The following is a 23093-nucleotide window of genomic DNA, read 5'->3' as shown; positions in this document are numbered from 1 at the left end:
TGACGTGCGGTATGCATGGGGACACATCGCCCGCAGAAGGACTTCTCCCCCATGCGCCACAGCCCGCTCGCAGCCGAACTGCGTGACGCGATCACCCCGCGCGCCTTCTTCCTCATGGTGGGAGTGCTCCTCGTCCAGCTCGGCTTCCTGCTCTCCTACGTCGGGGCCTTCCACCACCCGGACGCGCAGCGCATCCCGCTCGCCGTCGCGGCACCCGCCGAGGTCGCCGAGCGGCTGGACGGGCTGCGCGGCGAACCGGTCGAGACGACCCTCGTACGCGACCGGGGGGAGGCCAGGGAGCGGATCATGAACCGCGACGCCCAGGGCGCGTACGTCATGGACCAGCAGGGGACCCAGGACATCCTGCTGATCGCCTCGGCCGCGGGCAGCTCGGTGGCCCAGGCGATCACCGAGGTGGGCAGCCAGTTCGCCAAAGCGCAGCAGCGCACCGTCAGAACCGAGGACGTCGCCCCGGCGAACGCGGGGGACCGGGGGAGCCTGAGCGCCTTCTACCTCGTCATCGGGTGGCTCGTCGGCGGCTATCTCGCGGCCTCCATGCTCGGCATCACGGCCGGTGCGCGCCCTGCCAACACCCGTCGCGCGGTTTTGCGGCTCGCCGTCATGGTGGTCTACGCGGCGCTCTCCGGCCTGGGCGGCGCGCTCATCGTCGACCAGGCGCTGGGCGCCCTGCCCGGCCACTTTCTGGCGCTGTGGGGGATCGGCACGCTGGTGGTGCTGGCGGCGGGCGCGGCGACGATCGCGCTCCAGGTGATGTTCGGTGTGATCGGCATCGGCCTGGCCATCGTGGTCTTCGTGGTGCTCGGCAACCCGAGCGCGGGCGGCGCCTATCAGCGCAGCATGATCCCGCCCTTCTGGCGCACGATCGGCGACTGGCTGCCACCGGGTGCCGGTACGACCGCGGTGCGTCACAGCGTCTACTTCGACGGGAACGCGATGGCCGGCCCGATGTGGGTGCTGGCGGTGTGGACGGTCGCGGGCGTGCTGCTCACGCTGTTCTTCGCGGCCCGTCACCGCGACACCGAACCGCCCGCGCTGGGGCCCTACCATCCGGGTGCCTCCACCTGAGGGGCAGCGCAGGGCGCACGAAAAACCGCAGGTCGGCGTGATCGCCGACCTGCGGTCTGGTGTCTGTGCGCCGTCAGGGACTCGAACCCCGGACCCGCTGATTAAGAGTCAGCTGCTCTAACCAACTGAGCTAACGGCGCCGGATGACAATGTCATCTTACCCGCTCCGCGGGAGTGCTCCGGACCGCCGCCGCTCACCGGGTTGCCGAATGCCGGCCAGTGGCTCGAACGGCAACTCAGGCAGCGGGGAAGCGTGCGTCAACGCGTTGCGCAGGAAGAGAAGCAAGTGAGGTCAGGGGTTCGGCCTGCCGAACAACTTCGGGAATCTTTACCGGGACTTCGCCGAAGGTCTGTCCGAACCGTTGACGTGTTCCATCGCCGACCTTACGGTCCCGTTCGAGACTGCGATCGCCTTTCGAAATACCGAACAGAAGTGAGCCGCAATGTCGATATCTCTCCCGAGCCGCCGCGGTGTGCTCGGCGGGCTGGGGGCGCTCGCCGTCACGGGCAGTTTCGGACTCGCCGCCGCGAACCGCAGCGCCTCCGCGATCGCCTCGGACGCGGACGTACGAGTGCGCTACTGGAACCTGTTCTCCGGCGGCGACGGCGCCAACATGATCGCGATGCTCGACGCCTTCCGCGAGGAGAACCCCCGCGTCGAAGTGAAGGACTCGACGCTCCAGTGGGGCAGCCCGTACTACACGAAGCTGGCGATGGCGGCCGTCGGCAACCGCGCCCCTGACCTCGCCGTGATGCACCTGGGCCGGATCCCCGGCTTCGCGCCGGGACGCCTGCTCGACCCGTGGGACCTGCGGCTGCTGGCCGAGTACGGCGTGCGGAAGGAGGACTTCGACCCGCTGCTGTGGAAGCGTGCGGTCGTCGACGGCAAGCTCTACGGTCTGCCACTCGACGTCCACACCCAACTCTGCTTCTACCGCCGCGACGTGTGCGAGAAGGCGGGGCTGCTCGGCGAGGGCGGCGGTCTGGCGGCGGTCACCTCGCCCGAGGACTGGTTCAGGGCCCTCAAGGCCGCCAAGAAGGCAGTCAAGGGCGGCGTCCACACCATCGGCATTAAGGCCAACATGCCGGACTTCTCCTGGTGGTTCTTCCTGTCCTTCTACACGCAGCTCGGCGGCACCGTCCTGAGCGCCGACGGCCGCGAGGTCACCTTCGACACCGACAAGGCGACGCAGGTCCTGGAGTTCCTGCGGCAGCACATGACCGACGGCTACACCACGCCGATCGGCATCGCCGACGCCGAGAGCTTCGTCAACGGCTCCGCCTTCACCTGGGAGGGCAACTGGTCGGTGCCGGTCTTCACCGGCGCCAAGCTCGACTACGGCGCGACTCCGCTGCCGGCCGTCTTCGGCAAGCCCGCCACCCACACCGAGTCGCACTGCTTCGTCCTGCCGCACCAGTCGGAGCGCGGCGGCGCCACCAACGAGAGCGCGCACCAACTCGCCGCCTATGTCATCAAGAATGCCACCGACTGGGCGCTGGGCGGCCATATCCCCGCCCATCTGCCGACGCTGAAGGACAAGAAGTACCTGGCCCTGAAGCCGCAGTCCGAGTACGTCTCCGCGATGGACCACATGGCGGTCGAGCCGTCGGCCTGGTTCTCCGGCTCCATCGGCCTTCTCGGCCAGCGCATGGGCCCCGTCATCGCCTCCTCCAACGTCGGCTCCACCAAGCCGGAGGCCGCGGCCCGGAGCATGAAGGCCGTGCTCGAGAAACTCGTCGAGATGAAGAACCCGATGGAGGGCACGTCCGCGCGCGAGGGAGGTGCCGCCGCATGAGCGCCGTCGACACCGTGGTGGCACCGGCCGCCGTACGCTCCGCCCGGGCGGTGGACGCCGATTCGCTCCGGGCCCGGATGACCCGCAAGGTCCAGCACGGCGGCTGGTTCGTCGCCCCGTTCCTGGTGCTGTTCGCGCTGTTCGTGCTGCTGCCGATCGGCCGCGGGCTGTGGCTGAGCTTCACCGACTCCAACATCTCCGGCACAGACGCGAGTTTCGTGGGCTTCGACAACTACCGCGAGGCCTTCGAGGACCCCCTCATGTGGGACACCCTCGGCCACAGCGCGTACTTCACCCTGCTCGTGGTGCCCTGCATCGTCGTTCTCGCGTTCCTTCTCGCGGTGCTCGCCCATCACATCGAGCGTGCCAAGTGGCTGTGGCGGCTGTGCTTCTTCGCCCCGTTCCTGCTGCCGTCGACGGTCGCCGCGAACCTGTGGCAGTGGTTGTTCAACCCGGGCACCGGCATGATCAACCACGTCTTCGGGCTCGAGACCCCGTGGTTGACCGACAAGTCCTTCGCCATGATCGCCGTCGTCATCACCACCCTGTGGTGGACGGTCGGCTTCAGCTTCCTGCTGTTCCTGGCCGCGCTGCAGAACATTCCGCAGCATCTGTACGAGGCCGCCTCCCTCGACGGCGCCAACGCCTGGCACCGCATGGTGCACATCACCCTGCCGATGCTGCGCAACATCACCGGGCTGGTGGTCACGCTCCAGGTGCTCGCCTCGCTCCAGGTCTTCGACCAGGTCGTGGTCATGCAGGACTTCGGGCCAGGACCGGAGGAGAGCACCCGGACCTTCGTCCAGTACACCCTTGAGCAGGGCTTCACCGCATACCGCGTGGGCTACGCCTCCGCGGTCTCCATGATTTTCTTCTTGATCATCGCAGTCGTCGCCCTCGGCCGGATGTGGCTTCTGCGCAAGCGTGAGGAGGGCGTGCGATGACCGCCGCCACCGTCGTACGGGTCAAGAACCCGAAGCGCCCGAAGAGCAAGTGGACGCCGGGCCAGATCGTGCTCACCTCGCTGGGCGTCCTCGTCTCCGCGGCGTGGATGACGCCGCTGCTGTGGGCCCTGCTCACCTCCCTGAAGTCGGAGACGGAGGCCGTCGAGGTGCCCACCCACTGGGTGCCCGAGGAGTGGACGGCCCAGGCGTGGAAGGCCCTCTTCGAGAGCGGCAACATCACCAACTGGTTCGTCAACTCCCTCGTCGTCTCGGTCTGCGTCACCTTCATCGTGCTCATCGTCAGCGCACTCGCCGGGTACGGTTTCGCACGCACGGAGTTCCGCGGCAAGAACGCCCTGCTCGGCCTGGTGATGGCCGGCCTCATGGTGTCTCCCGCCGTGCTCGGTGTGCCGCTCTTCTCGACGGTCCAGTCGATGGGGATGGTCGACACCTACTGGGGCATGATCCTTCCGCAGTGCGCGCCCGCGGCGATGGTCTACATCCTCTACAAGTTCTTCCAGTCCATCCCGCGCGAGTTGGAGGAGGCCGCGTTCATCGACGGCTCGGGACGCTGGCGGGTCTTCTTCACCATCATCCTTCCGCTGTCCAGGCCCTCGCTCTCGGCCGTCGGGATCTTCACCTTCATCTCGTCCTGGAACAACTTCCTGTGGCCGTACATGGTGACCAACAACCCCGACCTGATGACCATGCCGAACGGCATCGCGACCGTCATGAACTCCTACGGAATCCAGTGGGCGCAGCTGATGGCCGGTGGCCTGATGGCGGGGCTTCCGCTGGTCATCGTCTTCGTCTTCTTCCAGCGCCAGATCGTCAGCGGTGTGGCGCACACGGGCCTCGCCGGTCAGTGACGGCCCGGTCTGCCCGGCGCCTGGTTCAAGATCCCTACCGGGTCACACCCCCGGGCGGCGACGGGTACGGCGCTCCGGGACGGCGCGCCGAGCGCCGTCCCGGAGCAAGCTCAGCGGGCGGCGAAAGTGTGGAGTGTGCTGGACCGGTACGTCTCACCCGGTCGCAGGACCGTGCTGGGGAAGTGGGGCTGGTTGGGCGAGTCGGGGAAGTGCTGGGTCTCCAGGCACATCCCGTCTCCCTGCCGGTAGGTGCGCCCCGAGGTGCCGGTCAGGGTGCCGTCCAGGAAGTTACCGGAATAGAACTGCACACCCGGCTCGGTGGTGGCCACCCTCATCACGCGCCCCGACCTGGGATCGCGGAGGGTCGCGAAGTGCTCGGGGCCGTCCGAGAGGCCCTTGTCCAGAACCCAGTTGTGGTCGTAGCCCTGGGCTGTGACCAGCTGCTCGTGGGCGTCCCGGATATCCTCGCCGACCGTCTTCGTCCGCCGGAAGTCGAAGGGCGTGCCCGCCACCCTGGCGAGTTCACCGGTGGGGATGAGGGTCGTGTCGGTCGGCGTGTAGCGGCCGGCGGCGAGCCGCAGCTGGTGGCCGAGGATGTCTCCGCTGCCTTCGCCCGCGAGGTTGTAGTAGGTGTGGTTCGTCAGATTCACCACGGTGGCCCGGTCGGTGGTCGCCGCGTAGTCGATCCGCCAGTCGCCACGGTTGGTGAGCGTGTAGGTGACGGTCACCCGCAGGGTGCCGGGGTAGCCCATCTCGCCGTCGGCGCTCGTGTAGTGCAGCCGCAGGCCGACGTCCGACGAGCGGCGGTCCGCGAACGGCTCCACGTCCCAGACTCGCTTGTCGAAGCCCTTGGCGCCGCCGTGGAGGCTGTTCTCGCCGTCGTTGACGGACAGCTGACGGGTGCGTCCGTCGAGGGTGAAGCGGCCCTGCGCGATGCGGTTGCCGTACCGCCCGATGAGGGCGCCGAAGAAGGTGGTGGCGGTGAGGTAGTCGTCGAGGTTGCCGAAGCCCAGGGAGACGTTGGCGTACCGGCCCCGGCGGTCCGGCAGTTCGAGGGACTGGACGATGCCACCGTAGGAGAGGACCTTCATGCGGGTGTGGCCGTTGGCCAGGGTCCAGCGATGGACCTTGGTGCCGTCGGGGAGCCGCCCGAAGAGCTCCTTGGTGGGCTTCCGCCCGCGGCCGGAGCCGTTCGACGCGTACGCCGTGTCCGCGGCGGCCACGGCGATTCCCGCGGCGGCGGCAGCCGCGAGGACCGTGCGTCTGCTCGTTTCCATGTGTGTCTCCAGACGAGGGGAGGAGGGGAGAGGGCGAGTGCGTGATGTTCGGCATTCCGTACAGCGTTCGGAGCACTGGACGTGGAACAGTCCGGGAGGTACTGACTGTTCGATATTTCGTCACATGTTCGAAATGGTGGCGTGACGGTATTCAGGGGGATGGCGGTGTGTCAATGGGTTGCGCAGAGGGGCTGCTGACGCGGGCTCAGATGACCAGCGACAGCATCACCGGTGCCGCCCGCTGGTTGAGGGCCTCGGCCGCCTTGCGGAGCCGGTGGGCGTCCTCGACCGGGAGGGAGAGCGCCAGGCAGCCAACCGACGCCCCGGCCGTCACCGGCACCGCCGCGCAGACGGTGCCCACCGCGTACTCCTGGAGGTCCAGCACCGGCACCGTGGGCGGCTGCTGGTCGAGGGCGTTCAGCAGCAGCCGTTCGTCGGTGATGGTGCGGGAGGTGAGCCGGGCGGTGCGGTGCCGGGAGAGATGGTCCTTGCGGCCGTCGTGGTCGAGCTGGCCCAGCAGGCACTTGCCGATCGCGGTGGCGTGCACGGCGGAGCGGAAGTCGACCCACTCGTTGACCATCGGGGTGCTGGGGCCGTCGGCGTACCGCATGACCTCCAGCTCGCCGTTCGTGTAGCGGCTGAAATAGACCGCGGCACCGAGGGAGTCACGCAGATCGGAGAGCGTGCGGTCCAGCCGCTCGCGCAGTGCGCGCCCACGGTCGCCACCGGAGCCCAGCAGTACGAGCGACTCGCCGACGACGTAGCTGCCGTCCGAGATCTGCTCCAGATAGCCCTCGCGGCGCAGCATCAGCAGCAGATGCGCGAGATGGCCCGAGGGCAGCCCCGTCTCGCGGCTGAGCTGTTCCTCGTCCACTCCGTCGCTGTGTCCGGCGACTGATTCGAGCACGCGCAGCGCGTACTGCACCGAATGGAACGGCGCGGTCGGTTCCGGCCTGAGCGCCACGGTGCCCCCTGAGGTTGTGACCGTCTGCTTCGTGACCTGAGCGGGGGGTCACGGCATATGTATCACGATAGCGGTCAACAGGGCCCGGGGAGCGGGGTGTCGCTGCTATCGGCATATGCCATACGCGGGTGCGGCCCCTGTTGTCCCCTTTCGCGGGGTACAGGGGCCGCAGTCGGATGAGCTGTCCTCAACGGGCCCGGGGGGCTCGGCGAGCGCTCACCGCCTACTCAAAGGACCGCGCTCAGGAACTCTCTCGTGCGTTCGTGCTCCGGGTCGGAGAACATCTTCTCCGGCGAGCCGGACTCGATCACCCGGCCCGCGTCGAACATCAGAACGTCGTCGGAGATGTCCCGCGCGAAGTTCATCTCGTGGGTGACGACGAGCATCGTGATGTCGGTTGTGTGCGCGATGTCGCGGAGGACGTCGAGCACACCGGCCACCAGCTCGGGGTCGAGCGCCGAAGTGACCTCGTCCAGCAGCAGCACCTGCGGGCGCATCGCGAGCGCGCGGGCGATCGCGACCCGCTGCTGCTGGCCGCCGGAGAGCTGGCTCGGGTACTTGTCGAGGTGCTCGGTCAGACCGACCAGTTCGACGAGTTCCCGCGCGCGCTCCTCGGCCTCGTCCTTGGAAAGCCCGAGCACGTGCACCGGCGCCTCGGTGATGTTGCGCAGCACGCCCATGTTCGGGAAGAGGTTGAACTGCTGGAACACCATGCCGATGTTCTTGCGCACCTCCCGGATGTGCGTCTCGCCCGCCGGGACCAGCTTGCCGTTGCGCTCCTCGTGGGTGAGGTACTCGCCGCCGACCTTGATGGTGCCCTCGTCGGGCTTGAGCAGGGTCATCAGCAGCCGCAGGATCGTCGTCTTGCCCGATCCGGAGGGCCCGATGAGGGTGACGTGCTTACCGGAGGAGACCGTGAAGTCCAGGTGGTCCAGGACGACGTTGCTGCCGAACCGCTTCATCACGCCGTCGAAACGGATCAGCTCGCTGCCGTCGGCAGCCGGGTTCGGAGTCTCTTTGGAAGTGCTGTTCTCAGCGGACAAGACGACGCTCCAGGGCTCGAAGAAGAAGAGAAGCCGGGTAGGCGATGACAATGAAGGCGACTCCGACCACGGTCAGCGCCTCGGTCGTGAAGGTCTCATTGCTGTACGCCTGGGCTTCGCCGAGCATCTCGAAGGCCCCGATGACCGCGATCATGGGGGAGTCCTTGAGCATGGAGATGACGTAGTTGCCCAGGGCGGGGATGACCCGGCGGATTGCCTGCGGCAGGATCACCGCGGTCCAGGTGCGGGTCTTGGGCAGGCTGAGCGCAGTGGCCGCCTCCCACTGTCCGGCTGGCACGCCCTCGATCCCGGCGCGGTAGACCTCAGCGGTATAGGTGGAGTAATGCAGCCCGAGACCGACGATGCCGGTCGCGAGCGGGGACATCGAGGGACCCCACTCCGGTACGACGTAGAAAAGGAAGAACAGCTGGACCAGCAGCGGCGTGTTCCGGATGAACTCGGTGACCGCGATCACCGGCCAGCGGATCCAGATCAGCGTGGAGCGCTGCGCGATGGCCCAGACCAGACCCAGCGAGAAGGCGATGAGGGAGCCGATGGCAAGGGCCTGCAGGGTGACCAGCACCCCGTCCCAGAACCTCGGCATGAAGTCGTCGACATTCGACCAGTCCCACTTGTTCATCCCATACCTCCTGCGACCTGGCTGCCGGCCTGGTCGGTCTCACCACGCGCGCTGAGCTTGCGGCTGATGAGCCCCGGCTTCTTCTCGGGCAGCTGCCCGATTCCCCGCTTCGCGTGCCGCTCCAGCGCCCGCATGCCGCGGGTCAGGACCCACGCCATCGCGAAGTAGATGACCAGCAGCAGGGTGTAGATCGGGGCGCTCTCGTTACTGCCGAGCCGGACCAGGTTGCCCGCGAAGAGCATGTCCGCGACGGTGATCGTGGAGACCAGCGCCGTGCCCTTCAGCAGCTCGATCAGCAGGTTGTTGAACGGTGGGATCATCTCGGGCCACGCCTGCGGGAGTTCGATACGCCGCAGCCGCTGCATCCGGGTGAAGCTGAGCGCGATGCCCGCCTCACGCTGCGCGGGCGACACCGCCGCGAGCGCGCCGCGTACCACCTCGGAGCCGTACGCGCCGTAGGTGAGGCCCAGTGCGCTCACACCGGCCCACATGGGGACCAGCTGCCACCCGAACAGCGGCAGCGCGAAGAACATCCAGAACATCAGCACCAGTGCCGAGGTGCCGCGGAAGATCTCGAAGTAGGTACCGGCAACGAAGCGCACGATCCAGAGCTGCGAGGTGCGCAGGGTGCCGATGATGAAGGCGACCGCGGCGGCCAGGGCGGCGCTGTACAGCGTCACCTGGATGGTGATCCAGATGCCCGGCAGGAACCAGGTGGTGAACATGCCAGAGGTCATCATCAGCCACACAGCTCCTTCGCGGTCTTGTGGGTCATCTCGTTCATACCGAAATCGAAGGGTTTGACGATCTTCAGGAGCTCCTCGAAGTTGTTCTCCTTGAGCCGGTGGATCTCCTTGTTGAACTCGTCGCGGAAGTTCTTCTCCGAGAGGCGGAAGGCGAAGCCGCCGGCGCCGTACTGCGGTTCACCGTCGACCGTCGGCTGGAACGCCTTGGTGGCCTCCGCCCGCCGGGAATTCTCGACAACGCCCTGCACGGTGACGTTGGTGCCCGCGAAGGCGTCCACCCGGCCCGTCTCCACCGCACTCAGACCTGCAACCTGGTCCGGCAGGATCAGGATGTCCTTGACACCCGCCGCCTCGGCGTACGCAATCTCCGCGTATGCCTTGCCGGTGGCCATCTTGAGGCCCTTCTCAGCAATTTCCTCGTATGTCTTGATCCCGTGCGGATTGCCCTTCTTGACGATGAAGGAATCCAGCATGATGTAGTCCGGATCGGCGAAGAGCACCTGCTCGCATCGAGTGGGATTGATGTACATCCCGGCCGAGACGATGTCGAACTGCTGGGCCTTGAGCCCGGGGATCAATGCTCCGAAATCCACCGGGATCGCCTTGACGTCCGGGACGCCGAGCCGCTTGAAGACGACCTTCGCGATCTCCGGTGCCTCACCCGTCGGGTCGCCGTCGTCGTCGATGTACCCGAACGGCGGCTCGCTGGCGATGCCGACCTTCACGGATCCCTGGTCACGCAGGCGCTCCAGCAGATCGCCCCCTTCCACCTTCCCTTCGTCCGGTGCCCGGCTGCATCCGGCTACGCCGAACGCACCCAGGGCCGCTGCACCCGCAAGCAGTGAGCGGCGGCTGAACCCTTTTCCGATGAATGGCGTACTCGCCCTAAGTGGTGGAGCCATGGGCGCGCGGCTACCCAAGCTGCCGAGAGTTATGCGGATTGTTTCCGGCCCTTGATGTGGTCGTTGTCGTGTTGACCGCTGCGTCAGTATTGACACGTAAACCACCAGCCTTGGGAGGCCATGATGCCGGACCGCTTCATCGAAGTGTCCCTGGACAAGCGGGGTGTGAGCTGCACCGCGAAGCTGCTCGACGACCGCGCACCCGTTACCTGCGCGGCAGTGTGGAACGCACTGCCGCTCGGCGGTGATGTCTACCATGCCAAGTACGCCCGGAATGAGATCTACGCGCTGATTCCGCCCTTTGCCCCGGAGGAGCCACCGCTGGAGAATCCCACCATCACGCCTATTCCGGGTGACCTGTGCTATTTCACATTCAGTGAGACGCAGTTGGGCACCAAGTCCTACGGCTATGAAGCGGAGGCCGATCACCAGGGCCGGAAGACGGTGATCGACCTCGCGCTCTTCTACGAGCGGAACAACCTCCTGATCAACGGTGACGCCGGCTGGGTGCCCGGTATCGTCTGGGGAAGCATCGTGGACGGTCTCGACCGGATGGCCGACGCCTGCCAGGACCTCTGGCGGGCGGGTGCCCTCGGCGAGACCCTCAGCTTCCGGCGGGCGTAGCCCCGGCTACTCCAGACCACGCCCCCCCGGGCCCGGCTGCCATCGCGGGCCCGGGGATGTCGGCGACCCCTGCCGCGTACAGAGCGTGGGCCGCGCGCAGCACCAGCGCGTCCTGGTGCCGCGCGGCGACCAGCTGCACGCCCACCGGCATGCCGTCCCCGTCCACCCCGCAGGGCAGTGAGCAGGCGGGCTGCTGCGTCATGTTGAACGGGTAGGTGAAGGGCGTCCAGCTCGTCCAGCGCGGGTTCGGCGCACCCGCCGGGACCTCGACCCCGCCCTCGAACGCCGTGGTCGGCATCGTGGGGGTCACCAGCAGGTCGAAATCGCGGTGGAAGTCGCCCATCGCCTTGCCCAGCGCCATCCGTACGTCGACCGCCGCCAGATAGTCCACCGCACTCGCCCGCAGCCCCTCCTCGCAGACCTCGCGCAGCCCCGGGTCCAGCGCCGCCCGCTGCTCCTCGCTGAAGTGCTGGGTGATCCGGGCGGCGCCGCTGAACCACAGGGTGTGGAACGCCTCGACCGGATCCGGCAGCGGCGGATCGGTCTCCTCGACCCGCGCGCCCAGCTCCGCCAGCCGCTCCACCGCGCGCCGCACCGCTGCGGCTACCACCGGATCGACCTCCACCTGCCCGCCCAGCGTGGGGGAGTAGGCGATCCGCAGCCCGGCGACACCCTCGGACAGTCCGTCACGGAAGCTGCCCGTCACCGGGCCGAGCTGCGACCAGTCACGCGGGTCGGCTCCGGTGATCACATCCATCAGCAGGGCGGCGTCCGCCGCGTCCCGCGTCATCGGGCCGACATGCGCCAGCGTGCCGAAGGCACTCGCGGGATACATCGGCACCCGCCCGTAGGTCGGCTTCAACGCGAAGATCCCGCTGAAGGAGGCCGGGATACGGACCGAACCGCCCGCGTCCGTACCCAGGCTCAGCGGACCCGCGCCCAGTGCGACGGCCGCCGCGCTGCCCCCGCTGGAGCCACCCGCGGTACGTGCCGGGTCGTACGGGTTGCCGGTGGCGCCGTGCCGAGGGCTGTCGGTCACGCCCTTCCAGCCGAACTCGGGCGTGGTCGTACGGCCGACGAAGACCGCACCCTGCTCGCGCAGCCTGGCCACTGAAGGGGCGTCCTCATCCCACTCCTGGCCTTCCTCCCGCACCGACCAGGAACCCTTGAGGGTCGGGACGCCTCGCTGGAGCAGGATGTCCTTCACGGTCACCGGTACTCCGTCGACAAGACCGGTGGGCGCGCCGCGCCGCCAGCGGTCCTCGCTGGCGCGCGCCTGGGCGAGCGCCTCCTCCGCGTTCAACCGGACGAAGGCGTTCACCTTCGGCTGGACGGCTTCCGCGCGATCGAGCGCGGCCCGGGTCACCTCAAGCGGTGAGAAGTCACGGGCGGCGTATCCGGCGATGAGCTGGACCGCGGACAGCGCGGTGAGATCGGACAACGAGTCCTCCTCGAATCGGGTGAAACAAGCGGGACATGCGGGACGGGCAAGGCGTGGGGGGAGGGAACAGGCGTGGGGGAGGGAACAGGGCACGCGGCACAGGCCGGGCGTGCGGGGTGCGGAGGCCGGGCTCAGCTGCCCGGCACGTACCCGAGTTGCTTGTCGACGACGTTCAGCAGGGGCTCACCGGCATCCCACCGGTCGAAGTTGTCAAGGAACTGCTCGGCCAGGTCGTCCCGCCAGCCGAGGGTGTCGCCGCTCATGTGCGGCGAGATCAGCAGCCCCGGCACATCCCACAGCCCGCTCTCCACCGGCAGCGGCTCCTCGTGGAAGACGTCCAGCGCGGCTCCGGCGATCCGGTGCGACAGCAGCGCGTCGACGAGGTCGGCCTCCACCACGTGCTGCCCGCGGCCCACATTGATGAAGCGCGCCTCCGGCTTCATCCGGGCGAACGCGGAGGCGTCGAACATGCCCCGCGACGCGTCGGTGAGCGGCGCCACACACACCACCCAGTCGGCTTCACCCAGCAGAGTGCCGAGGGAGTCACCGGAGTGCACCCGGCCGAAATCAGGATCGCCGGACCGCTCCGTACGCCCGACGAGGTCGACGGAGACACCGAGCGCCATGAGGGTGCGGCCGATCTTCCGGCCGATGGGGCCCGAGCCGACGACCACCGCCCGAGTGCCCGCGACCCGGAGTGTCTCCCGGTGCCGCCAACGTCGTTGCCGCTGCAATTCCCGGCTGCCGTGGAAGTCCTTGGCCATGGCGAGCACGAGCCCCGCGACGTATTCGGCGATGGGCTGGTCGAAGACACCGCGGGCATTTGTGAGAACCGTCTCGGAACCGGCCAGCTCGGGCAGCAGCCGGTCGACGCCCGCGCTCGGTGTGTGGACCCAGCGCGGACGGCGGCCGGGGCCGGACCACGCCTCGCGCACGGCGTCCGAGAGGAAGTCCCACACGAGCAGGACGTCGGCTTCCGGCAAGCGCTCTGCCAGCGACTTCTCGTCCGCGTGCAGCACGCGGGCACGATCGGTGAGGCGGTCGAGCCGCGGCAGTGGATCAGCATCCAGGACAAGAACACATGTTTCGGACATAGGAAGTAAACCATTTCGAAACGAAGGGCGGCTGGGCTGTGCGGACGGGCGCGGGGACAGCGCGCGGATGGTGTCGCAGATGCGAGGATTGACCACGGTAGGGACGGCGAACTACCTTCGTCAACAAAGGCATCTGTCCCGGCGTTCCCGGCGTCTGACCGGTTATCTCTTTCTTTGGCCCGTGCCACCCCTCCGTCTCTTTTGGGGCTCGAAATGGATGTCTCCTTCCTCGGTGGACCGCAGCCGCAGCGCGGCGTCGGAATCGTCGCGCCGTTCGACTTCGCGCTGGATCGCGAGCTGTGGCGCTGGGTGCCCGACGATGTGTCGCTCCACCTCACACGCACACCCTTCGTCCCCGTCGAGGTCAGCCTCGACCTGGCCCGTCTCGTCAGCGAACACGAAACGCTGCACGAGGCCGTACTCGCGCTGACCGCGGTGGCCCCTGAGGTCGTCGCCTACGCCTGCACCTCCGGAAGCTTCGTCGGTGGCACCGCGGGAGAGAAGGCGATGACCGTGGCCATGCAGCAGGCCGGAGAGGTGCCTACCCTGACCACCTCGGGCGCGCTGCTCGAAGCGCTGCGAGAGCTCGGCGCACGCCGCGTCGCCGTGGTCACCCCGTACACGAAGTCGGTAACCGACTCGCTGGAGGACTACCTCGGCGAAGCGGGCATCGCGGTCACCGGGCGCAGCTATCTCGGGCTGACCCGGCACATCTGGAAGGTCCCGTACCGGGACGTCGTCGACATGGCCCGCGAGGCGGCCGTCGACGCCCCGGACGCGCTCTTCATCAGCTGCACCAACCTGCCGACCTACGACGTCATACCCCAGCTCGAAGCGGAGCTGCGGATGCCGGTCCTCTCGGCGAACCAGGTGACGATGTGGGCGGCGCTGCAGCGGATCGGCAAGCAGGCGGTCGGCCACTACCAGGCGCTGCTGGACCCGGTGGCGCGACGCGGCCCGGCGGCGATGGCGCCGTCGGAGCCCTACGGGCCGTACGAACCGCTGGAGAGCCACGGTCCGGGTGAGCAGCAGTACACCCCCGGCCCCGGGGAGCAGTTCGGTCCGGGCGAACCGGTGGACGCCGGCCCGGTGGACACGGCCCCCGCGGATCTGGCGCATCCCGCGGGCCCGGCCGGGCCGGAGGCCGCACTGGCCGGTGCGGACCAGGGCGGCGGCGCCGAGCCCCTGGATCCCTACGACCCGCCGTATCCTCCCGCCGGTCCCGACGACCGGGCCGCGGGCCAGCCACCAGTGTGAGTTGAATCACATTGACCGGGGTGTCCGAGTGGGCGCCCCGGCGAGCGTACGTGCGCGCACGGGCGGGTTGACCCCGTCCGAGCAGTGACCGACCGAGTACCGCATCCCTCCACCGGCACGAACCGGTGGTTCCACGCGAAGGAGCACACATGGCACAGGCGGTGGGGTTCCTCTACCCCGGATACTCCGCGGAAGACGACTTCCCGCGCCTCGAAGGCATCCTCCGGGAGGCCGGCGCCGACGTACGGCTGCCGCTGGTGCATACGGACATCGGTGAGGACGCCCACCGGGTCGACGCCCTGCTGGAGATGGGCTCGGCGGCCCGGCTCGCCGCCAAGGTCGAGGAGGTGAAGGCACTCGGCGCGGAGGCGGTCGTCTGGGCCTGCACCAGCGCCAGCTTCGTCTTCGGCTGGGACGGCGCGCACCAGCAGGTCCGCGAGCTCTCCGGCACCTCGGGCCTCCCGGCCTCCAGCACCTCGTTCGCCTTCGCCCAGGGCGTACGCGCGCTGGGCGTCGAACGGGTCGCCATCGCGGCGACCTACCCGGAGGACGTCGCGGAGCTGTTCACCGACTTTCTGAAGGCCGCGGGCGCGGAGGTGGTGGCGATGCGCGGAAGCGGCATCATCACCGCCGCCGAGGTGGGCACCTGGGGCCTCGAAGAGGTCCTCGCCCTCGCCCGTGGCGGCGACCACCCGGACGCCCAGGCGGTCCTGCTGCCCGACACGGCACTGCACACGGCGGCCTGGATCCCCCAGCTGGAGGAGGCGCTCGGCAAGCCGGTCCTCACGGCGAACCAGGTGACAGCCAGGGAAGGGCTCCGGCTGCTCGACGTCACGGTCCGCGCACCGGCCCTGGGCACGCTCTTCTCCTGACGTGCGTGCGGCCCGCCCGGCGGGGCGAGCCGCTCCGGCCCCGCCCCGCCGGGCCACCAGCCGGTGGCCGGGCGGGCCGGGACCGGTGGCCGGGAATAGCGCGCCGCCGCGCCGGGTTGGCCCCGGCGTACGTGCAGGTAGCGCAGGCGCGTCTTCCCGGCCTGCGGACGATGGAGGAGGCGGGCCGCCCGTGGCCGACGAAGGCACCGACGACATACGCGGCGAAGCGAGGGGCACCGCGCCCGTGCCGCTCTCCGTGCTGGACTTGGCGACGGTCGGGGAGGGCTTCACCGCCGGAGACGCCCTCCGCACCTCCACCCGCATCGCCCAACTGGCGGAGCAGCGCGGCTTCACCCGCTTCTGGGTGGCCGAGCACCACTCGATGCCGGGTGTCGCCAGCTCCTCCCCCGCGGTGATCCTCGCCTATCTCGCCGCGCGCACGGAGCGCATCCGGCTGGGCTCCGGCGGCGTCATGCTGCCCAACCACGCCCCGCTGGTCATCGCCGAGCAGTTCGGCACGCTGGAGGCGCTGGCCCCCGGCCGCGTCGATCTGGGGCTGGGCCGGGCGCCCGGCACGGACGGCGCGACCGCCGCCGCGCTCCGGCGCGGCGACAGCACGCGCGAGGGAGCCGACGAGTTCCCCCAGCAGCTCGCCGAACTGACCCACTTTCTGGACGGCGACTTCCCCCAGGCCCACACGTACTCCCGCATCCACGCAGTCCCCGGCCCGGTGCAGGGCGGCACCGCACGGCCGCCGGTGTGGCTCCTCGGCTCCTCCGGCTTCAGCGCGCGGCTCGCCGGTTCCCTCGGCCTGCCCTTCGCCTTCGCGCACCACTTCTCGGCCGCCAACACCCTTCCCGCGCTGGAGCTCTACCGCGAAACCTTCCGCCCGTCCGCGGTGCTGGCGGAGCCGTACGCGGTGATCGGCGTCTCCGCCCTGGCGGCGGAGGAGGAGGCGGAGGCCCATCGGCAGGTGCTCACCGGCGCGCTGTCCATGCTGCGGCTGCGCACCGGGCGCCCGGGGCTGATCCCGACGCCCGAGGAGGCGGAGGACTACGCCTTCAGCCCCATGGAGCGTGACTTCGTGGACGGCTGGCTGGGCAACATCATCAAGGGCACACCGGACGCGGTACGGGAGGGGCTGGACGCGCTCGTGAAGCGCACCGGAGCGGACGAGCTGATGATCACGGCCAACGCCCACACCCCGGACATCCGAGTCCGCAGCTACGAACTCATCGCGAACGCCTACGCCATGCCCTGAGGGCTCATCCCGTAATCCCGTGATCCACCAGGGATCACGGGACAGCTCTTAGAGCCCCTGACAGAATGGGCGGTCGATCAGCTTGCGGCGTCTGGTGCGTGCGCTCGCAAGGCGGAGGATCGTCCTCGTACTGGGCGTACATGGACGACTCCGACAACGCGGCGAGCGCGCGTGCCAGGCGTCGCAAGCCGACCGCCCATTCTGTTAGGGGCTCTTAGCCCACCTGCCCCTCTTCCCGCGCGCCCGCGCTGCCGCGCGGGGTCCGACGACGGCCGCACCCCCGCCGGGCTGATGGGGGTGGCGGCCGGTGGCCGCCACCCCCGTGCCGCCGCCGCGGCGCGCAGCCACCGCGAACTGGGTCCGGCGGAATCCGCGACGGCGGGAACCGGGCGTACGGCTCACCCCAGGAGCGCCGTGATTCCCTCAGGTGCCATCGGCCTGGCGTAGTACCAGCCCTGCCCCGAGTCGCAGCCGATCCGCCGCAGCCGTTCCGCCTGGGCCTGGCTCTCCACGCACTCGGCCGTCACGGTGAGACCGAGCTTGTGTGCGAGCTGCACGAGGGCCGTGACGATCGTCTCGTCGGCGGGGTTCAGATGCCGGGCGGTACGGAAGCCGCGTACGAAGGTGCCGTCCAGCTTCAGGGTTCGTACCGGAAGGCGGCTGAGGTAGGCGAGGTTCGAGTAGCCGGTGCCGAAGTCGTCGATGGCGATCCGGACGCCCATCTCGCTGAGCGCGTGCAGCGCCTGGAGCGGGCGCCCGGCCGAGCCCATCACCGCCGATTCGGTCAGCTCCAGCTGGAGCAGGTCGGAGGGCACGCCGGTCTGCTCCAGGATGCGCTGGACGTCCGTGACCAGATCGGAGTCCCAGACCTGACGTACGGCCACGTTGACGCTGACGAAGACCGGCCGTCCGGGGTGTGCGTCCAGCCAGCGGCGTGCCTGGCGGCAGGATTCGGTGAGCACCCAGCGGCCCAGCGGGACGATCGCGCCGTTCTCCTCGGCCAGCCCGATGAAGCGGTCGGGGCCGAGTGTGCCGAAGCGGGGGTGGCGCCAGCGCACCAGGGCCTCCACGCCCTGCAGCGTGTCGTCCCCGAAGTCCATGATGGGCTGGTACTCGAGCACGAACTCGCCCCGTTCGACCGCCGGGCGCAGCGTGCTGGTGAGCGCCTGCCGTGTCATGCGGTGGGCGTTGCGCTCCGGGTCGAAGAGCGTCCAGCGGGCCTTGCCGTCCGCCTTCGCCCAGTAGAGCGTGGTGTCGGCGGCCTGCATGAGCCCCGTCGCGCTGGTGCCTGCGGATTCCCGTTCCAGTACGCCGATGCTGGCGGAGACCGCGAGGCGCTGGCCGCCCAGCTCGAAGGGCTGCTGGAGGGCGAGCAGCACGGTCTGGGCGAGCCGGGTGAGCTGGTCGGTCCCGGTCGAGCCCTCCACCAGCAGTGCGAACTCGTCGCCGCCCAGCCGCGCCACCAGGTGGCCGCCCTCCTCGCCGCAGCGCAGGAGCCGCTGGGCGACCGCGTCGAGCAGTTGGTCGCCGACCGGATGGCCGAGGGTGTCGTTGACGGCTTTGAAGCCGTCCAGGTCGAGGTAGCACAGCCCGATCCGTCCGGTGGCGGATTCGGAGAGGGCGGCGGAGAGCCGTTCGAAGAACAGCGTGCGGTTGGGCAGCCGGGTGACCGGGTCGTGCATCTGGAGGTGGCGGAGCCGCTGCTGGAGGGCGCGCCGCTCGCTGATGTCGACGACGGACAGCAGCGCCTCTCCGCGGCGGGGATCCGCTTGGCGCACGGTCGGGGCGACGGTGATCTCGGCCCACAGGGGGTGTCCGTCGGCGTGCTTGAGCCGCCGTGTGCAGGACATCTCCGGAGCACGTCCGCGCAGCGCCTCCTCGTAGTCGCCGTGCGCGCGGGAGTCCAGGTCGAGTCCGGGGAGGCCCGCCACGGGGGCGGCGATCAGACCGTCCGGAGCGGCACCGAGCAGGCGTTCGAGCGCGCGGTTGGCGCTGCGTACGTGGCCATGGCCGTCGAGCACGGCCATGGCGGTGTGGGCGGCGTTGAAGGCGGCCCGGAAGTCGCTCTCCCGGGGACGGGTCTCCTCACTTTCCGTGAGGGTGTGCGCTGGTGTGGTCGAAGCCTCGTGCGAGGCTTCGCCTGGTCCGTCGGAGGGTCCGTTCACCGATCACTCCTGCGGTCACTCGTCGCGTGCGGACCAATCGAGCGACCGACCGTAGGCCATCCGGAGGCAGATCCGCGCTGGAAATGTGGCGATCATAGAGGTTCGTGCGGTACGCGATCCAGCCTCCGGGCGGTACTTCTGACACTCGGTCGAGTGTTGTCGGAGGTACGCACGAAAGAGAATGATCGATTCTGCACCGCAGCCGGAAGTGAGTGGTCAAGCACGACCAGAACTACTCCGAGTAATCATATTGTGGGTGACCCAACCGGCGTAGCCAAATACGGCGAAAACAGAGTAAAGAAGACATCGTGGGTGAGAACCGTAGCTTCCCACCCCGCGAGGTCCACACGTGGCGCGATCGGCTGTACCCGAGGGGGTGGCCCGGCGACGCCCGTGGCGGCGTACCGCGTGCGTGCTCAACTCGTTGACGGCCATCGTCTGGACGGCGCTCGCCGCCGGACCGTCCACCGCCGCGGCCGTGGTGGGCTCCTGCGCCCTCCCGCGCACCGGCGCCCACCACTCCGAGGGGCTCGACACCTGGAACTCCGACTACCCGCGGCCCGTCCGCCCTCTCGACGCGCTGATGCTCTTCCTCTCGTTCCCGGACCGGGAGCCCTCCGTGACCACGGACGCACTGGTCGCCGATCACTTTCCGGTCACCTCGGACTTCTTCGCCCGCGCCTCCTACGGCCGCCTGGAGCTGCGGCCCCGGCCTCGGGAAGTCTGGGTCCCGATGCCGGCCCCCTCCACCGCCTACGGAATACGGCGGGACTGGGACGCCGAACTGCGCACCGCCTTCCTGCGCGACGCCGTGGCGACTGCCGACCCTCTGGTGGACTTCGGCGACTACGACCTCGTCTATCTGGTGGCTGACCCGCACGCCCCGGGGGTGAACTCGGATGCCACCAAGGTGGTGAACTTCGACGAGCCCATGGTTGTCGACGGCACGGAGATACGGCGCATCGTCACCGTCTTCGAACAGCACCCGCCCGACCGGAACGTCCTCGCCCATGAGACCGGGCACGTCTTCGACCTGCCCGACCTCTACCGCCGTCCCGGCGACGGCAAGGGCGACTGGGACACCCATGTGGGGGACTGGGACCTGATGGGCAGCCAGTTCGGACTGGCCCCCGACCTCTTCGGCTGGCACAAGTGGAAGGTGGGCTGGCTCCGGTCGTGGAACGTGGACTGCGTACCCGCGGAGTCCGGCACCACCTGGCACACGCTGCGGCCGCTCGGCGCGCCGATGGGGGCCGCGGCCGGTCCGGGCGGTGACGCCCGCCTGATCGTGGTCCGTACCGGCACCTTCGAGGCGCTGGCGATCGAGGCGCGCACCCCCTTGGGGAACGACGCCGGGATGTGCGGCGAGGGAGTGCTGCTCTACCGGGTCCGGGCCGACGCGGCCTCGGCGGACGGCCCGGTGCAGGTGATCGACGGACATCCGGACAGCGAGGGCTGCCAACCCGACTCCGTCTATCCGCCGCTCGCGGACGCGACGCTGAAAGCGGGTGAGAGCTACGACACGGATGCGGGCGGGGGAGTGCGGGTGGAGGTCGGCGAGCCCGCGACGGGCGGCGGCTGGGATGTGAAGGTGACCAGGGGGGAGCGGCAGTGAGGACGGGAGACGCGGAAGGCCCCCTCGTCTGCACGAGGGGGCCTTCGCTGTCTGTGCGCCGTCAGGGACTCGAACCCCGGACCCGCTGATTAAGAGTCAGCTGCTCTAACCAACTGAGCTAACGGCGCCTGCTGACGTTGTAGACCCTAGCATCAGGATCCCGCGTAGTGAAAATTGGTTCTCCCCCCGCCGCCACCGCCCCCACCTGCACGGGAGGAGCGGAGGGTACGCACGCAGGCCCAGAGCAGCAGTTCCGGGCCAGGCAGCCACGGATGCCGTACGCCGGGGGGCACCAGCCAGCGGGAGGGTCCTGCGGGGAGACGGCAGGGCGGCGCCTCCCCGGCCGAGGCGTCCGGGATCAGGGCAGGCACGGTCACCGCGTCGCCGAGTCCGTGGCACAGCAGCGGGGGGAACGCCGCCCCCTCGGCGTCGCTGCGCCACTCCTCCCAGCGCAGCAGGGCGGGCAGCCGGTCCGCGGTGCCGGGCGCCGCGAACAGCAGCAGCCGCCCGCGGTGAACGGCGACCGGTCCGCTGCCGCGCCCCCGGGACCAGAGGCAGTCCAGCAGCGCGCGCCCCTGGTGTGCCGGGGTGCTCGCCACATCGAAGACGGAGCCGCACGGCAGCACGCTGGGTGCACCGGGGCGGAGCGCCCACAGGGCGTGGACACTGCGGGGGAAGCGGCTGGCGGAGGCCAGCCAGTCGGCACCCTCGGGGGTGACGGGTGCGGCGGGGGCGACGTTCGCTGCGGGGCCGACGGGATCGCTCATGACGAACAGGTCTACCCGTCTCCTCGGAGGGAATTCCATGAATCGCCGGAAACCGGGACGGGGCGGAGTGCGTTCGGGTACTCTCCGCGTTCGCCCGCACCCCCTCCGTGGTGCTTGGGGCAGAGGTCAGGCGCGCTTCCCCAGCAGCTCGCGGCCGAACTCGATCATTTTGCGGGCGTAGTCCTCCGTCCAGTCCGCGCGCTGGGCGATCACGTCGTCGGGCAGCCGGTCGAACCGCTTGGGGTCGGCGAGCTGCGCCGCGGCTATCGCCTGGAACTCCATCGCGCGGTCGGCAGCCGCCCGGAACGCCAGTGTCAGTTCGGTCGAGCGTTCCAGCAGCTCACGCGGGTCCTCCAGCGAATCAAGATCGAAGAAGTGCTCGTCGTCGGGCGCCGGCGCCGCAGGTTCGTAGAGCAGCGGTGCGGGGCGCCGGAAGCGCGGCGTGCCGCCGGGCTGGTCGGGAGCCGTGTGCGGCTCTGGCATAGGAGGACCTCCAGGTTCGGGTGCCGCCGTCCATTGTCGCGCGTCGCGCAAGCCCCCGGGATGGGGCGTGGATCCGAACGGCGACGGCAGCGACGGCAGCCAGACCTCGGGTCAGCGCGCCGCGGGCTCGGAGGCGTCGGCCGGCCCGGACGCCCCGCCGTGCTCGGGACTGCTGACGCTGCGCGGGGTCTGCGCCCCGCGCTGGAGCACGATCCCCGACCCCGACGAGTACAGGCCGGGCCACAGCCGCATCCCCGCCCGTACCCCAACGACCCGCACCGCCGCGATACGCAGCGCCTCCGCGCCGCGTATCGCCGGACGGGCCAGCGCCGCGCCCAGGCCCATCACCGCCACACCGGCGGCGGCGTCCAGGAAGTAGTGGTTGGCGGTGCCCATCACCACGATGACGATGCACAGCGGGTAGGCGACCGCCAGGACGCGCAGCCAGGGTGACGGGCGGCCGTACCGCCACAGAGCCACCCCGCACCACAGTGCCCAGCCGACATGGAGGCTCGGCATCGCCGCGTACTCGTTCGTCAGCCCGCCCAGCCCCTGCGGCGCGCTGGCCTCGGCGCCCCACCAGCCGTAGTCCCCGTACTGCGCCATGGTGTCCGTGAAGCCGTACGCGGCGTCCAGCAGCCGGGGCGGGCAGGTCGGATAGAGGATGAAGCCGACAAGGCCGATCAGCGTGGAGGTCATCAGCCAGCTGCGCAGCGCGCGGTAGTGGGCGTGGTGGCGCTTCCAGACCCAGACCAGCACCGCCGGGGTCACCAGGTAGTGCAGCGTGGCGTATATGTAGTCGGACGGTATGCCCAGCCACGCCTCGGCGGTGAAGAGGCGGTTCAGCGGGTGCTCGAAGTTCAGCCGCAGATCCTGTTCGAGTCTGAGGATCGCGAGGCCGTGGTCCACCGCCTCCGACGCGTCGCCACGTGCGAGGAGCCGGCCGGCGGAGTAGAGCGAGTAGATCAGGATGATCACCGGCAGCTCCGTCCACCAGCGAGGTCGGTGGCCCTGGTGCATCCGATCGCTCTCCCACGGTCGTTACGGTTGGGCGGCGGGCGTCTGACCGGGTGGCGTACGCCGTGAGAAAGGACGCTGCCGTCAACCGAGTGGTTGACGGCTGGGGCGTGTTTCTCGGATCGCCGCAGGCCGGCGGCGATCCGAGAAAAACGCCCCAAGCCGAAGTGATGAGGTACCGGGGTGGTCCCGGGCGATTCCGGGCGGTTGACGGGGTGTTCCGCACCCCG

At 69.5% G+C, this 23093-nt stretch carries 21 protein-coding genes and 2 tRNA genes; 9 read left to right on the top strand and 14 right to left on the bottom strand.

Annotation, left to right across the window (positions count from 1 at the left end; translation table 11 throughout):
• The first annotated feature begins 51 nt into the window (after positions 1-51).
• Positions 52-1086: an ABC-2 transporter permease gene (locus tag LHJ74_RS15070; protein ID WP_260218528.1), complete on the top strand. Its 1035-nt coding sequence runs from the start codon at positions 52-54 to the stop codon at positions 1084-1086.
• Between the two features lie 66 nt (positions 1087-1152).
• Here the strand turns inward: LHJ74_RS15070 and LHJ74_RS15065 are convergent.
• Positions 1153-1226 (bottom strand) — tRNA-Lys (locus LHJ74_RS15065).
• Between the two features lie 303 nt (positions 1227-1529).
• On the opposite strand from LHJ74_RS15065, the gene LHJ74_RS15060 reads away from it, so the two are divergent.
• Genes LHJ74_RS15060 through LHJ74_RS15050 form a run of 3 tightly spaced genes read left to right on the top strand, consistent with a single transcriptional unit; the run spans position 1530 to position 4695 of the window.
• The gene (locus LHJ74_RS15060) at positions 1530-2882 is read left to right on the top strand and encodes an extracellular solute-binding protein (RefSeq protein WP_260218527.1); all 1353 of its coding nucleotides are present in this window, start codon (positions 1530-1532) and stop codon (positions 2880-2882) included.
• Positions 2879-3826 (top strand): carbohydrate ABC transporter permease, encoded by a 948-nt coding sequence (locus LHJ74_RS15055; protein ID WP_260218526.1) that lies wholly within the window; start codon positions 2879-2881, stop codon positions 3824-3826. Before LHJ74_RS15060 ends, LHJ74_RS15055 begins: the two co-directional genes overlap by 4 nt.
• Complete coding sequence (locus LHJ74_RS15050) at positions 3823-4695, top strand: carbohydrate ABC transporter permease (RefSeq protein WP_260218525.1); 873 nt, start codon at positions 3823-3825, stop codon at positions 4693-4695. Before LHJ74_RS15055 ends, LHJ74_RS15050 begins: the two co-directional genes overlap by 4 nt.
• A gap of 110 nt (positions 4696-4805) precedes the next feature.
• Here the strand turns inward: LHJ74_RS15050 and LHJ74_RS15045 are convergent, their stop codons facing one another.
• The 6 genes from LHJ74_RS15045 to ehuB all read right to left on the bottom strand — a co-directional run bounded on the left by LHJ74_RS15045 (position 4806) and on the right by ehuB (position 10267).
• Entirely contained in the window at positions 4806-5972 is a 1167-nt protein-coding gene (locus LHJ74_RS15045) for an aldose epimerase family protein (protein WP_260218524.1), read from the bottom strand.
• Between the two features lie 205 nt (positions 5973-6177).
• The gene (locus LHJ74_RS15040) at positions 6178-6936 is read right to left on the bottom strand and encodes an IclR family transcriptional regulator (protein ID WP_260218523.1); all 759 of its coding nucleotides are present in this window, start codon (positions 6934-6936) and stop codon (positions 6178-6180) included.
• Positions 6937-7163: 227 nt separating this feature from the next.
• The gene (ehuA, locus tag LHJ74_RS15035; protein ID WP_260218522.1) at positions 7164-7979 is read right to left on the bottom strand and encodes an ectoine/hydroxyectoine ABC transporter ATP-binding protein EhuA; all 816 of its coding nucleotides are present in this window, start codon (positions 7977-7979) and stop codon (positions 7164-7166) included.
• On the bottom strand, positions 7969-8619 hold the full coding sequence (gene ehuD / locus LHJ74_RS15030) for an ectoine/hydroxyectoine ABC transporter permease subunit EhuD (protein ID WP_260218521.1): 651 nt from the start codon (positions 8617-8619) through the stop codon (positions 7969-7971). Before ehuD ends, ehuA begins: the two co-directional genes overlap by 11 nt.
• Entirely contained in the window at positions 8616-9356 is a 741-nt protein-coding gene (gene ehuC, locus LHJ74_RS15025) for an ectoine/hydroxyectoine ABC transporter permease subunit EhuC (RefSeq protein WP_260218657.1), read from the bottom strand. Before ehuC ends, ehuD begins: the two co-directional genes overlap by 4 nt.
• 2 nt (positions 9357-9358) lie before the next feature.
• Positions 9359-10267: an ectoine/hydroxyectoine ABC transporter substrate-binding protein EhuB gene (ehuB, locus tag LHJ74_RS15020; RefSeq protein WP_260218520.1), complete on the bottom strand. Its 909-nt coding sequence runs from the start codon at positions 10265-10267 to the stop codon at positions 9359-9361.
• A 123-nt stretch (positions 10268-10390) separates the two neighbouring features.
• Here ehuB and LHJ74_RS15015 point away from each other — a divergent pair, with 123 nt between their 5' ends.
• Entirely contained in the window at positions 10391-10891 is a 501-nt protein-coding gene (locus tag LHJ74_RS15015) for a DUF3830 family protein (RefSeq protein ID WP_260218656.1), read from the top strand.
• Here LHJ74_RS15015 and LHJ74_RS15010 read toward each other — a convergent pair.
• Together LHJ74_RS15010 and LHJ74_RS15005 are read right to left on the bottom strand one after the other, a co-directional pair.
• The gene (locus LHJ74_RS15010; protein WP_260218519.1) at positions 10872-12332 is read right to left on the bottom strand and encodes an amidase; all 1461 of its coding nucleotides are present in this window, start codon (positions 12330-12332) and stop codon (positions 10872-10874) included. The two genes, LHJ74_RS15015 and LHJ74_RS15010, sit on opposite strands and share 20 nt — an antisense overlap.
• A 131-nt stretch (positions 12333-12463) precedes the next feature.
• A complete protein-coding gene (locus LHJ74_RS15005; protein ID WP_260218518.1) occupies positions 12464-13426 on the bottom strand; it encodes a D-2-hydroxyacid dehydrogenase in 963 nt (320 codons plus the stop codon).
• Positions 13427-13639: 213 nt separating this feature from the next.
• On the opposite strand from LHJ74_RS15005, the gene LHJ74_RS15000 reads away from it, so the two are divergent.
• The 3 genes from LHJ74_RS15000 to LHJ74_RS14990 all read left to right on the top strand — a co-directional run bounded on the left by LHJ74_RS15000 (position 13640) and on the right by LHJ74_RS14990 (position 16816).
• Positions 13640-14683 carry a maleate cis-trans isomerase family protein gene (locus LHJ74_RS15000; protein ID WP_260218517.1) on the top strand — a complete coding sequence of 348 codons (1044 nt, stop codon included), beginning with the start codon at positions 13640-13642 and terminating at the stop codon, positions 14681-14683.
• A 149-nt stretch (positions 14684-14832) separates the two neighbouring features.
• The gene (locus tag LHJ74_RS14995; protein WP_260218516.1) at positions 14833-15555 is read left to right on the top strand and encodes a maleate cis-trans isomerase family protein; all 723 of its coding nucleotides are present in this window, start codon (positions 14833-14835) and stop codon (positions 15553-15555) included.
• Between the two features lie 190 nt (positions 15556-15745).
• Positions 15746-16816, top strand: a complete 1071-nt coding sequence (locus LHJ74_RS14990; protein WP_260218515.1) for an LLM class flavin-dependent oxidoreductase — start codon at positions 15746-15748, stop codon at positions 16814-16816.
• 398 nt (positions 16817-17214) lie between these two features.
• Here LHJ74_RS14990 and LHJ74_RS14985 read toward each other — a convergent pair whose 3' ends face one another.
• Complete coding sequence (locus tag LHJ74_RS14985; protein WP_260218514.1) at positions 17215-18981, bottom strand: putative bifunctional diguanylate cyclase/phosphodiesterase; 1767 nt, start codon at positions 18979-18981, stop codon at positions 17215-17217.
• A gap of 349 nt (positions 18982-19330) precedes the next feature.
• On the opposite strand from LHJ74_RS14985, the gene LHJ74_RS14980 reads away from it, so the two are divergent.
• Positions 19331-20596, top strand: coding sequence for a M6 family metalloprotease domain-containing protein (locus LHJ74_RS14980; protein ID WP_375546750.1), 1266 nt, complete (start codon positions 19331-19333; stop codon positions 20594-20596).
• A 54-nt stretch (positions 20597-20650) separates the two neighbouring features.
• Here the strand turns inward: LHJ74_RS14980 and LHJ74_RS14975 are convergent.
• The 4 genes from LHJ74_RS14975 to LHJ74_RS14960 form a co-directional block, all read right to left on the bottom strand.
• A tRNA-Lys gene (locus tag LHJ74_RS14975) sits at positions 20651-20724 on the bottom strand.
• Between the two features lie 24 nt (positions 20725-20748).
• A complete protein-coding gene (locus tag LHJ74_RS14970; protein ID WP_260218513.1) occupies positions 20749-21363 on the bottom strand; it encodes a bifunctional DNA primase/polymerase in 615 nt (204 codons plus the stop codon).
• A 126-nt stretch (positions 21364-21489) separates the two neighbouring features.
• Complete coding sequence (locus LHJ74_RS14965) at positions 21490-21846, bottom strand: DUF8844 domain-containing protein (protein ID WP_260218512.1); 357 nt, start codon at positions 21844-21846, stop codon at positions 21490-21492.
• Positions 21847-21957: 111 nt separating this feature from the next.
• A complete protein-coding gene (locus LHJ74_RS14960; RefSeq protein WP_260218511.1) occupies positions 21958-22866 on the bottom strand; it encodes a phosphatase PAP2 family protein in 909 nt (302 codons plus the stop codon).
• Between the last annotated feature and the right edge of the window lie 227 nt (positions 22867-23093).

Source organism: Streptomyces gossypii (genome assembly GCF_025165795.1).
GTDB classification, from domain to species: Bacteria; Actinomycetota; Actinomycetes; order Streptomycetales; family Streptomycetaceae; genus Streptomyces; species Streptomyces gossypii.
This window is presented reverse-complemented; position numbering and strand designations above follow the sequence as displayed.